Origin of the sequence: Bradyrhizobium acaciae (assembly GCF_020889785.1) — a bacterium.
Classification (GTDB): Bacteria; Pseudomonadota; Alphaproteobacteria; order Rhizobiales; family Xanthobacteraceae; genus Bradyrhizobium; species Bradyrhizobium acaciae.
Window position 1 is genome coordinate 1 of the sequence record NZ_JACMYK010000204.1, and the last position, 10560, is coordinate 10560.

Annotated in this window: 13 protein-coding genes; 5 read left to right on the top strand and 8 right to left on the bottom strand. The window is 63.4% G+C overall.

What is annotated here, in order from left to right:
- The coding region (locus tag H8A92_RS37750; RefSeq protein ID WP_229200321.1) for a hypothetical protein at positions 1–221 on the bottom strand (221 nt) is incomplete at its 3' end.
- 146 nt (positions 222–367) lie between these two features.
- Between H8A92_RS37750 and H8A92_RS37755 the strand changes: the two genes are divergently transcribed.
- Positions 368–673, top strand: a complete 306-nt coding sequence (locus H8A92_RS37755; protein ID WP_229200322.1) for a hypothetical protein — start codon at positions 368–370, stop codon at positions 671–673.
- A gap of 88 nt (positions 674–761) precedes the next feature.
- The gene (locus tag H8A92_RS37760; RefSeq protein ID WP_229200323.1) at positions 762–992 is read left to right on the top strand and encodes a hypothetical protein; all 231 of its coding nucleotides are present in this window, start codon (positions 762–764) and stop codon (positions 990–992) included.
- Between the two features lie 126 nt (positions 993–1118).
- Here H8A92_RS37760 and H8A92_RS37765 read toward each other — a convergent pair whose 3' ends face one another.
- The 3 genes from H8A92_RS37765 to H8A92_RS37775 form a co-directional block, all read right to left on the bottom strand.
- The gene (locus H8A92_RS37765; protein WP_229200325.1) at positions 1119–1325 is read right to left on the bottom strand and encodes a hypothetical protein; all 207 of its coding nucleotides are present in this window, start codon (positions 1323–1325) and stop codon (positions 1119–1121) included.
- Positions 1326–2719: 1394 nt separating this feature from the next.
- The gene (locus H8A92_RS37770) at positions 2720–2890 is read right to left on the bottom strand and encodes a hypothetical protein (RefSeq protein ID WP_229200326.1); all 171 of its coding nucleotides are present in this window, start codon (positions 2888–2890) and stop codon (positions 2720–2722) included.
- Between the two features lie 44 nt (positions 2891–2934).
- Positions 2935–3210 (bottom strand): hypothetical protein, encoded by a 276-nt coding sequence (locus H8A92_RS37775; protein WP_229200328.1) that lies wholly within the window; start codon positions 3208–3210, stop codon positions 2935–2937.
- Positions 3211–3655: 445 nt separating this feature from the next.
- Between H8A92_RS37775 and recA the strand changes: the two genes are divergently transcribed.
- From recA to H8A92_RS37790, 3 genes are all read left to right on the top strand, one after another.
- Positions 3656–4744: a recombinase RecA gene (recA, locus tag H8A92_RS37780; RefSeq protein ID WP_050402041.1), complete on the top strand. Its 1089-nt coding sequence runs from the start codon at positions 3656–3658 to the stop codon at positions 4742–4744.
- 216 nt (positions 4745–4960) lie between these two features.
- Positions 4961–5125, top strand: coding sequence for a hypothetical protein (locus tag H8A92_RS37785; protein WP_229200338.1), 165 nt, complete (start codon positions 4961–4963; stop codon positions 5123–5125).
- Positions 5126–5208: 83 nt separating this feature from the next.
- Positions 5209–6207, top strand: coding sequence for a hypothetical protein (locus H8A92_RS37790; RefSeq protein WP_229200330.1), 999 nt, complete (start codon positions 5209–5211; stop codon positions 6205–6207).
- A 34-nt stretch (positions 6208–6241) separates the two neighbouring features.
- On the opposite strand, the gene H8A92_RS37795 is transcribed toward H8A92_RS37790, so the two are convergent.
- From H8A92_RS37795 to H8A92_RS37810, 4 genes are all read right to left on the bottom strand, one after another.
- Entirely contained in the window at positions 6242–6679 is a 438-nt protein-coding gene (locus tag H8A92_RS37795) for an acyl-CoA thioesterase (RefSeq protein ID WP_229200334.1), read from the bottom strand.
- Between the two features lie 199 nt (positions 6680–6878).
- Entirely contained in the window at positions 6879–9767 is a 2889-nt protein-coding gene (gene gcvP / locus H8A92_RS37800; protein WP_229200336.1) for an aminomethyl-transferring glycine dehydrogenase, read from the bottom strand.
- A gap of 156 nt (positions 9768–9923) precedes the next feature.
- The gene (gene gcvH / locus H8A92_RS37805; protein WP_074124812.1) at positions 9924–10289 is read right to left on the bottom strand and encodes a glycine cleavage system protein GcvH; all 366 of its coding nucleotides are present in this window, start codon (positions 10287–10289) and stop codon (positions 9924–9926) included.
- 19 nt (positions 10290–10308) lie between these two features.
- A partial coding sequence (locus H8A92_RS37810) for a glycine cleavage T C-terminal barrel domain-containing protein (RefSeq protein WP_274613573.1) occupies positions 10309–10560 on the bottom strand: 252 nt, incomplete at its 5' end.

Below are 10560 nucleotides of genomic sequence, written 5' to 3' on the forward strand. Positions count from 1 at the left end.
CGCGACGCTCCGGCGCGCGGGCGCGACGTTGCAAGGGCCGTGCCCGGCTTGAAAATGCCCCAGTTTTGGCGCCCGATTGCCCGTTCCTCATGTGGGGGCGCGTACATGTTCCGCAGGTTGATGTTGCTGGGCGGCGTGATTGCGATCGGGCTTGTGCTCAGTGGTTGCACGCGATGCGGTCCGATCTGGGACGACTGGGCCCAGTCGCCGAAATCCTGCAAGTCAGACCACCTCTAGGGCAGGGACAGGCACGCCTGGTGGGATGCGCTTGGCCAGACAGGCTTGGCCGGACAGGCTCAGCCAGACACGCTTGGCGACGGCTTTCTTGCGGTGATATACCGCGGACGAAAATGCAAGGAGCGTTCTCATGAGAGTTTTGTGCGCAATCGCGGTCGCGATGCTGCTGTCGGCGCCGGCCTATGCGCAGATGCCGAACATCAACCTGATGCCTGACGTCAAGACCAAGACCCAGGAGGAGAAGGATCAGGACGCGGTCACCGACCGGGCCTACAAGAACTCGCTCAGCAAGATTCCCGATGCCAAGGGATCGTCCGATCCCTGGGGCGTGGTGCGCAGCGATGCGCCGAAGGCGGCGGCCCATCCCCCCGCCAAGCCGAAGACCAAGACCGGCAGCTCCACGCAGCCCGGCAGCTCGACGCAGCGCAGCCAGTAAGGGCCGTTCGCCCGGCTGCTGCAGACTCGGATTCTCCCGGCGCCGCCCCTATATTGAGGGCGTCGTCAGTTGGTCCGGAGTTGCGGCAATGGTGTTTCGTCCGCGCGATCTCGCCAGCCGGATGGCCGAGCGGCGGAAGCCGGACGACGGCTATCTGCGCGAGACCTTCTGCCTGCCACGAGATCAGGCCCGCTTGCGGGCGCGTGACTTTCTCGAGCGCTACCCGAAGGCCGCCTATATGAGCGCCGTCGAGAGCTGGCGCGAGCTTCCCGGCGGCGACATCGAGTTCACGATGCGGCGGCTGGCCAGCGCCGACTGAACGGTTCTCGCGCGCAGCGGACGCCGGCCCGCGTGGAGCTTCAGGACTAGGCTCCCGAGCGCCGGCGCAGATTCAATCCGGAGACCGGGCTGTCATCCCGGCGGAGCGAGCGGGACGCATTGCGCCTCATTTCCCATCGCCGCGGTCACGGGTCTGCCCCCGCCCGAGATTATTCAACTCACGGTCGATCCGCAGCTGCACGCGGCGGACCGCCAGGAGATCGAGCTTCGCCTCGGTCTTGCCTGTGAAGACCCGATCGCCGATCTGGAAACGCCATTTCCAGACGCCGGCCGCGAGCTGCGTGACGCTGAATTCGACGCCCTTGTGAATCATCTGGAATGGTTCCGCGAATGAATGGCGGTCGTCGATAACTAAAGGTTGTAACAATGGTTAACACCCGCAAAGCGCTAGCGTAAAGGCTGCGCCCGTTCGGGCGTCGTTGGGGAACTCCCGGACCGGATCCATTGGCCAGCGGCAGCGCTCGTCACGCGAGGCGCAATTCGCATGGATTGGGCTGGGCCAAAGCCATGAACACTGCTGGAACCCGAGTCTTCCCTTGAACGCTACGGAGTTTTCCCAGGGGTCAGGAGGGGTACCAAGGTAGTATGCAGATTGTGCCAGCCGCTCTCCGGATGCCCGCTAATCCTGAGGATAACCTTTTGATTGTCCGAGCAGTTTCTGACGGCGGTTGCACTTCGTCCTTTCGGAACTTTGTTCTTGCCCGGAGAACTACGGACCGGGGCCGGCGATCGCCGGATGCCGATGTTTGAGCGCGGTGTCCGAATGGCTCGCTCGATTCGGAACGCGCTCGGGCAGGGTATCGATGGCCGTCGGATCAGAATACCGCTGATGCCTCCCGCAGGTTTTGATCGCCCCATAATGGCCGACGCCCCAAGGCGCTTCATTGCCAATTCGTTCGCGGAGAGCATCGTGCGCGCGAACTCGGACTCCTACTGAGAACGCACTAAGGCACGGTTATGACTAGCTTAATTTGGCTACGCGAGAGTCGGAATTGCTTACGCGGCCTCTATCGTGAACAGGTTTATACCTGCTGGTGCTGTCCCCGGTTAGGACATCGGAACGAGGAATTAGGACACTTGTCAAATCGAGGTAATCCGCGAGGGTTCCCCGTCAGCATGTTCTGCCTGATACAATTTGAACTGCGCTCCACCATCGGGGAGCGCCTGTGGGGACGGCTCTGGCGCGCCTGTTTTAGCCCCGGCACAGCGTCGGGGCCGTCTCATGACCGACGGGACAACCTGGCTGTCTTTCCTTTTTTAATGCGGTCGCTGGCGCCGGGGCGCATCCTGTTCGCATGTTCAGGACCGACCTCGACGGTGTTGAATACGGCTTCATTGCCTTGGCGACGATCTCGTTTCTTGCGCTCGTCGTGAGCATGGGCTGGCTGTTTGTCGGCTGAATGTCTTGCCTATCTCATGGATGTAAACTCGGCCCCAGCTTGCGCCCCCTCGCTGGGGCCGCTTCTTTGGGCACTCCCGGCGGCAATTTATTTAGATGCGATTCACACGCGTTATTTCTGGAACACCAGATCGCGGGAATCCTCCAAGCGCTGGGCAAAGCTATTTCATTACGGATGCATACAAGCCCAGAAGGGGCCGTCTATTATCGGCAAGCGGCGGTTCGGCGTGAGAATGGGAATGCAGAACGGCCCCGGCGAGATCTTCGCTGGGGCCGTTTCTTTGAAGAGGCCACTGACCGAGGCGGCCTTACTCCTGCGGTGGTTGCTCGATCTCGTGCGGCAGTGGGATCAGGGATAATGCTGGCGACCCAAGAACATTGATCGCCAGCGCCGCAGCTCTATCCGCTGCGGCTTTTTCTTTGACGATTTCGAACTTTTGGTTCGTGAGCCGGTAAATTCCCCACCAATGACCGTTCATGACACCCATCCCTGAACAGACACCGGATGGGATGCTACTCCGAACTAGGACGCTGGCAATTTCAACTCAGGACCTTCGGGGACAAATACGGACAGCTCCCTGAGGATGCGGTCCCGGTGCTGAACGTGCAAAACTTGGCACGAGTAGAAGTTGTCCAGAAGCTTCTTCGCTTCCGCTAGATCATGACCGTGACGGGCAAGGTGCTCGATCCTGTCCTCTTGCTCGGCAATGTGTCGCGCGCCTAGAGCAACGTGCCGCTCGGCTTCTTCCAGATGCCGCAGTTGCATTTCGCGATGCGCTGATTGAAGGTAGTCCAGCACGGCCGCGCTCCCTCACCTATGCAGGCGGGAGCGCCATCGGTCTCGCAGCCACCGACGCCTACGGACAGAGCCTCGGCCGGTGATCGCGATATCGTATCACCTTCCGTTGTCCCCGTTCGTTCTCTCAAGATTAAATTCTGTGATCTGGATCAAGGTTCGGACAGGGCTAGAACGCCCGATGGCGATCTCAGTAGTCCTACCGAGAACAGCGGCCAAGCCATGGTTGCCGCAGGGTTAAGTCCAAGTCAGGCCACTCGAAATTCCAAAGCAGGCCACTAGGGATGGAAACAGGCCATCACCTACCCGCTCGAAAGAACATATTGCGAACATAGAACAAACGTGGTACGAGATTCCTATCAACAACGCATTCCACCTGATCACCGCCTGATCTCTCATCGCCCGTTTGTCCCGCTAGCGAATCCCCGCCATAAGGAGCACATCCCAAATGTCCGCCACTGCACTGCGTATCGTCGAAGGATCCTCCATGGACAAGTCCAAGGCCCTCTCAGCCGCGCTCTCCCAGATCGAGCGCCAGTTCGGCAAGGGCTCGGTGATGAAGCTCGGCAAGAACGATCGTTCGATGGATGTCGAGACGGTGTCGTCGGGATCGCTCGGGCTCGATATCGCGCTCGGCGTCGGCGGCCTGCCGAAAGGACGCGTCGTCGAGATCTACGGGCCGGAATCCTCGGGCAAGACCACGCTGGCGCTGCACACTGTGGCGGAAGGCCAGAAGAAGGGCGGTATCTGTGCCTTCATCGATGCCGAACACGCGCTCGATCCGGTCTATGCGCGCAAGCTCGGCGTCAACATCGACGAGCTCCTGATCTCGCAGCCGGACACCGGCGAACAGGCGCTGGAAATCTGCGACACGCTGGTGCGCTCCGGCGCGGTCGACGTGCTGGTGGTCGACTCGGTCGCGGCGCTGGTGCCGAAGGCCGAACTCGAAGGCGAGATGGGCGATGCGCTGCCCGGTCTGCAGGCGCGCCTGATGAGCCAGGCGCTGCGCAAGCTCACCGCCTCGATCAACAAGTCCCATACCATGGTGATCTTCATCAACCAGATCCGCATGAAGATCGGCGTGATGTATGGCTCGCCGGAGACCACCACCGGCGGTAACGCGCTGAAGTTCTATGCCTCCGTCCGTCTCGACATCCGCCGCATCGGCGCGATCAAGGAGCGCGACGAGGTCGTCGGCAACACCACCCGCGTCAAGGTGGTGAAGAACAAGCTGGCGCCGCCCTTCAAGCAGGTCGAGTTCGACATCATGTACGGCGAAGGCGTCTCCAAGATGGGCGAGATCCTCGACCTCGGCGTCAAGGCCGGCATCGTCGAGAAGTCCGGCGCCTGGTTCTCCTATGACAGCCAGCGGCTCGGCCAGGGACGCGAGAATTCCAAGGCGTTCCTGAAGGCGAACCCCGACATCACCGCCAAGATCGAAGCCGCGATCCGCCAGAACTCCGGCCTGATCTCCGAGCAGATCCTCGCCGGCACCCCCGAGCGCGACGCCGAGGGTGAGGAGCCCGCCGACGAGTAAGCTTTAAGGCTCCAACATTTCGCTGCAAGCGGGCGCTGAGGACGTTGAGTTGCCGACGTCTTTGGCGCCCGTTTGGTTTGGTTGCCTTCCGCGAAGCAGTTGATCCTCAACTTGCGGTGCTGTGCTGCATCGCGCGTAGCCGGAGAACTTCGTGACACGTCTGATCCTGGCGACGAGCGATCTCGCGAGCTATCGCCTGAGGCAGGCGAAGAACGAATGTTCAGTCGGCTGTCGGTCACCGATTTTGGCCAGGAGGTGCTGGATGGCGAACTCGACTTCAGCCAGTACAACCCGATCCACCGCTGGTGGGGTGGCACGGAACTGACCAACGAGCGGCTGTGGCGCTGGGACGCTGAGAGCCGCACGCTGATCGCTCCATAGGTTAGATCGACGCGCAGGGTGCGCAAAATTGTCGTCCAGCGAGAGTCTGAGACTTGAATAGACGCGACCCGAAATGAGCCGTCATGAGCCGACTTATTCTCACATTCACCGATAGCGGGGCAGGAGGCTTGAAGGCCGCGCGGCTTGGCGATTGCGTTGTTGGCATCGAGCAGCAGTTCGTCTGCGGACGATTGCCGACATCCAGCCAGTTCGACGCCTTGTATGCGCCGCGCGCGGCTTCGCATGGTGCCGAGCCTCACTGGCTGGATAATCTCACCGGAGGATTGGTTGAGGATGCACGCGGCCGGGGCCTTGGACTAATCGAATTTTGTGAGCATTTCGACGCCGTCGATCTGTGGGTCGATCCCGATCCGAACTCGCAACTGCAATTGGCCTGGCTGCTGGACTACCTGCGTCCGCATGTAGGCGTTACATCCAGGCTTGCGATCCTCCAGACGGATCACATCATCGGCGCGCAGCAACCGATCGGGTTGACCGCCTGGCAGCCGCGCCTCGCTCCCATCCGTGGTGATCATCTCGAAGCCGCCAGCGCTGCATGGACAGCCTGGCGCGCATCGACCCCGGAACTCTGGTTCAACTTGCTGGATCAGGGTCTAGGTGCGCTTCCGCAATTACGGAATTCAGTCGTCGCGCTGCTGGAGGAGCTTCCCTCGCATGGCTCCGGGCTTGGCGCGACAGAAATGCAAATGCTCGCGTTGCTGTCGGCGGGGCATGTCCATCCGTATGACTTGTTCCCCGGGCACGAGAAGCCCAACGAGCGGCAGACGTTCGGCTATTGGGAGACTGGAGCGCTGCTGGACGGGTTGGCTCACTGTCCGGTGCCTGCCATTTCAGGGCTCGACGAGGGGCCATTCGATCTCGTCATGCATGAAGACCCTGACCGTCACCAACGCTACAAGCAAAGCTGGCTCGCGCTGACCGGGCTCGGCCAGGCAATCGTCGCGGGAGCCGGCGACTTCAGCCAGTACAACCCGATCCATCGCTGGTGGGGCGGCACCGAGCTGACCAATGATCGGCTATGGCGCTGGGACGCTGAGAGCCGTACCCTGATTGCCCCGTGAGCTTGATCCATGCGACGCGGGGGGGCGATCTATCCTATCCCTGCGCCAGCGCCTTTTCCCGGCTGGCGACCAGTGCCCGCAAGTCTTCCGTCACGGCGACCGACTGATGCGTCTTCTGGTCGGTCGCGACCCAGATGATCTCGCCGGTGGCGCGCAGATCGTCGGAGCCCTTGGCGAAGATCGCAAGCGCTAGGTTGATCGAGGAGCGGCCGATCCTGGCGACGCGGACGCAGACCTCGATGTCCTCGTCGAAGCGGATCGGCGCCTTGTATTCGACGACCGATTTCACGGTGTGGAAATCGATCCCGGTCCGCGCCACCTCGCCGAGATAGTCGTAGCCGAGCGCGCGGAAATACTCGGTGATCGCCGTATCGAAGTAAGTCAGGTAGTGGGCGTTGAACACAACGGCCTGCGCGTCGACTTCGGAATAGCGGACGCGGAACGGGAAATGAAACCAGAATTCCTCGCGCATGTTTCCTCCTGCCGCGGGCGGCCCTGTTTCTTATCGTTCGTCCCGCGATCCACTCCTGCGATCGCGATGTGCGAGCCGCGGCCTCGGCGGATCGGCGGGGACGACGAATTCTTTTCGTTGCAGCTGACGGGTTGAGCCACGGGGCTCACCCCAGATTTGGGCATCCCGCACGGTGCATGCGTCCGGGAGTTTGCGGCCGCTACTCCGCCGCCTGCGCGTAATCCTCGATCGGTGGGCACGAGCACACCAGATTGCGGTCGCCGTAGACGTTGTCGACGCGGCCGACCGGGCTCCAGTATTTGTCGGACCGCGACACGCCCGCGGGGAAGCAGCCCTCGGCGCGGGTATAGGCCCGGTTCCAGGCGTCGTCGGCGATGTCGTGGACGGTGTGCGGCGCGTGGCGCAGCGGCGACGCCTCGACCTTCCAGCGCCCCTTCTCGATCTCCGCGATCTCGCCCCGGATCGCGATCATGGCGTCGCAGAAGCGGTCGATCTCGAACTTCGATTCCGATTCCGTCGGCTCGATCATCAGCGTACCCGCCACCGGGAAGCTCATGGTCGGCGCGTGGAAGCCGTAGTCGATCAGCCGCTTGGCAACGTCGTCCACGGTGACGCCGCTGGTCGTCTTCAACGCCCTGGGATCGACGATGCATTCATGCGCGACACGTCCGCGCTCGTTGCGATACAGCACCGGGAAGTGCGGCTGCAGCCTGGCTGCGATGTAATTGGCATTGAGGATCGCGATCTCGGTGGCGCGCGTCAGGCCTTCACCGCCCATCATCAGGATGTAAATGTAGGAGATGGTCAGGATCGACGCCGAGCCGAACGGCGCGGCCGATACCGGGCCGATGGCGTGTGCAGTCGCGCCGTCGGTCGCGGGATGGCGATTCTCAGGATGACTTGGCAGATAAGGCGCAAGATGCGCCTTGACGCCGATCGGGCCCATGCCGGGGCCGCCGCCGCCATGCGGGATGCAGAAGGTCTTGTGCAGGTTGAGATGGCTGACATCGGCGCCGTAGTCGCCGGGCCGGGAGAGGCCGACCTGCGCATTCATGTTGGCGCCGTCGAGATAGACCTGTCCGCCATGCGCATGCACGATGTCGCAGATCTCGCTGATATGCTCCTCGAACACGCCGTGCGTCGACGGATAGGTGATCATGACAGCGGCGAGATTGGCGGAATGCTTCTCGGCCTTGGCGCGAAGATCATTGACGTCGACGTCGCCGCGCGCGTCGCAGGCGACCACCACGACGTCCATGCCGACCATCGCGGCCGAGGCCGGATTGGTGCCGTGCGCGGAGGAGGGGATCAGGCAGACCTTGCGGTGCGGCTCGCCGCGCGCCAGGTGATAGCCCCGGATCGCCAGCAGCCCGGCATATTCGCCCTGCGCGCCGGAGTTCGGCTGCAGCGACACCGCGTCATAGCCGGTGATGTCGCACAGCCACTGCTCCAGCCGCTTGAACAGCGCGTGATAGCCCTTGGCCTGATCGGCGGGCGCGAACGGATGCAGGTTGCCGAACGCCGGCCAGGTCAGCGGGATCATCTCGGTGGTGGCGTTCAGCTTCATCGTGCAGGAGCCGAGCGGGATCATCGCGCGGTCGAGCGCGAGGTCGCGATCACTGAGCTTGCGCATGTAGCGCAAGAGCTCGGTCTCGGAACGATGCGTGTTGAACACCGGGTGGGTCAGGAACGCGCTGGTGCGCCGCAGCTCCTTCGGCAGCGCCTCGCGCGCGGCCGCCTCGATCTCGGCAAAGCTGAGCTTGCCGCCGAACACGCGCCACACCGCCTCGACCGTCTCCGGCGTCGTGGTCTCATCGAGCGCGATGCCGAGCGTGGTCGCGCCGATGCGCAGATTGATCCGCTCCGCCTGCGCGCGGGTGACGATCTCGATCAGCTTCGCGCCGACCTCGACGGTCACGGTGTCGAAGAACGCTTCACTGGTCGGTGTAAAGCCGAGCTTGCGCAGGCCGGCGGCAAGCACGGTGGCGCGGCGATGCACGCCGCGTGCGATATGGGTCAGGCCCTCGGGGCCGTGATAGACCGCATACATCGAGGCGATCACGGCGAGCAGCACCTGCGCGGTGCAGATGTTGGAGGTCGCCTTCTCGCGGCGGATATGCTGCTCGCGGGTCTGCAACGCGAGGCGATAGGCCGGTGCGCCGCGCGAATCCACCGAGAGGCCGACGATGCGGCCGGGCAGCGAGCGCTTCAGCGTGTCGCGTACCGCCATGTAGGCGGCGTGCGGACCGCCATAGCCCATCGGCACGCCGAACCGCTGCGCCGAGCCGACCGCGATGTCGGCGCCGAGTTCGCCGGGCGAGGTCAGCAGAGCCAGCGACAGCAGGTCGGCGGCGACGATCGCAAGCGCGCCCTTGGCGCGCAGCGATGCGATCGCAGGCCGGAGGTCGCGCACCGCGCCGGTCGTGCCCGGATATTGCAGCAATGCGCCGAGCACATCGGCGTTGTCGAGCTCGGTCAGGGGATCGCCGACGACGAGCGCCCAGCCCAACGGCGCTGCGCGCGTGCGCATCACCGCCAGCGTCTGCGGGTGCACTTCCTTGTCGACGAAGAACACCTTCGCCTTGACCTGCGAGTGGCGCTCGGCGAGCGCCATCGCTTCCGCCGCTGCGGTCGCCTCGTCGAGCAGCGAGGCGTTGGCGACGTCGAGCCCGGTGAGGTCGCAGATCATGGTCTGGTAGTTGAACAGGGCTTCCAGCCGACCCTGGCTGATCTCGGGCTGGTACGGTGTATAGGCCGTGTACCAGGCCGGGTTCTCCAGGATGTTGCGCTGGATCACCGCCGGCAGGATGGTGCCGGAATAGCCCTGGCCGATCAGCGACGTGAAGGTCTGGTTCTGCGCGGCGAGCTCGCTCATATGCGCGAGCGCCTCGGTCTCGCTCAGCGCGCGGCCGAGATCGAGCGGCGCCTTCTGGCGGATCGATGCCGGCAGCGTCTCGTTCATCAGCGCCTGCAGGCTTGCGGCGCCGACCGTTTCCAGCATCGCGTTGACGTCACGCGGTGACGGTCCGATGTGGCGACGGACGAAATCGGTGGCGGCTTCGTTGATCGGCTTGAAGGGCGCGTTCATGACGTGGTCCTCGTTGTCAGCCGTCATACCCCGCGAAAGCGGGGTATCCAGTACGCCGGGACATCAGTGATTAAACTGAAGGGGCGCGGCGTACTGGATCGCCCGGTCAAGCCGGGCGATGACAGTGATTGTGTGGTCGCAATCTGCTTCATTCTCTCAGGCGGTGTGCGCGGCGTAGGCGGCTTCATCCATCAGGCCGCCGAGCTCGCCCTTGTCTGATATCTTCAGCTTGAAGAACCAGGCTTTGCCGCCGGCATCCGAATTCACCAGCGCCGGCTCGGCCGCAAGCGCCTCGTTGACCTCGATCACCTCGCCCGTGATCGGCGCGTAGACGTCAGAAGCGGCCTTGACGGATTCGACGACGGCGGCGGCCTCGGCCTTCTTCAGGCTGCGGCCGACCTTGGGCAGTTCGACGAACACGACGTCGCCGAGCTGCGACTGCGCGTAATCGGTGATCCCGATCGTGGCGACGTCGCCCTCGATGCGGAGCCATTCGTGGTCGGACGTGTACAGCGTCGTCATGGGGTCGATCCTTCAGCGTTTAGCGTTTGTAGGTGTTGGGGACGAAGGGCGTGGCGGCGACTTTCAGCGGCAGCCGTTGACCGCGCACTTCGGCGAATACGGTGGTGCCGACCGCGGAGAGGCCGGTCGGCAGATAGCCCATCGCAACCGGCGCATTGAGGCTCGGGCCGAAGCCGCCCGAGGTCACCTTGCCGATTGGCTCGGCCGAGGTGGCGTCAGCAAAGAGCGAGGCGCCTTCGCGCACCGGCGCACGGCCGTCGGGCCTTAAGCC

Bases quoted from the DNA above. Each gene is read 5' to 3' on its own strand.
- H8A92_RS37790 (WP_229200330.1), top strand. From the start codon at position 5,209: ATGAGCCGACTTATTCTCACATTCACCGATAGCGGGGCAGGAGGCTTG.
- recA (WP_050402041.1), top strand. From the start codon at position 3,656: ATGTCCGCCACTGCACTGCGTATCGTCGAAGGATCCTCCATGGACAAG.
- gcvH (WP_074124812.1), bottom strand. From the start codon at position 10,289: ATGACGACGCTGTACACGTCCGACCACGAATGGCTCCGCATCGAGGGC.
- H8A92_RS37760 (WP_229200323.1), top strand. From the start codon at position 762: ATGGTGTTTCGTCCGCGCGATCTCGCCAGCCGGATGGCCGAGCGGCGG.
- gcvP (WP_229200336.1), bottom strand. From the start codon at position 9,767: ATGAACGCGCCCTTCAAGCCGATCAACGAAGCCGCCACCGATTTCGTC.
- H8A92_RS37755 (WP_229200322.1), top strand. From the start codon at position 368: ATGAGAGTTTTGTGCGCAATCGCGGTCGCGATGCTGCTGTCGGCGCCG.
- H8A92_RS37765 (WP_229200325.1), bottom strand. From the start codon at position 1,325: ATGATTCACAAGGGCGTCGAATTCAGCGTCACGCAGCTCGCGGCCGGC.
- H8A92_RS37795 (WP_229200334.1), bottom strand. From the start codon at position 6,679: ATGCGCGAGGAATTCTGGTTTCATTTCCCGTTCCGCGTCCGCTATTCC.
- H8A92_RS37770 (WP_229200326.1), bottom strand. From the start codon at position 2,890: ATGAACGGTCATTGGTGGGGAATTTACCGGCTCACGAACCAAAAGTTC.
- H8A92_RS37785 (WP_229200338.1), top strand. From the start codon at position 4,961: ATGTTCAGTCGGCTGTCGGTCACCGATTTTGGCCAGGAGGTGCTGGAT.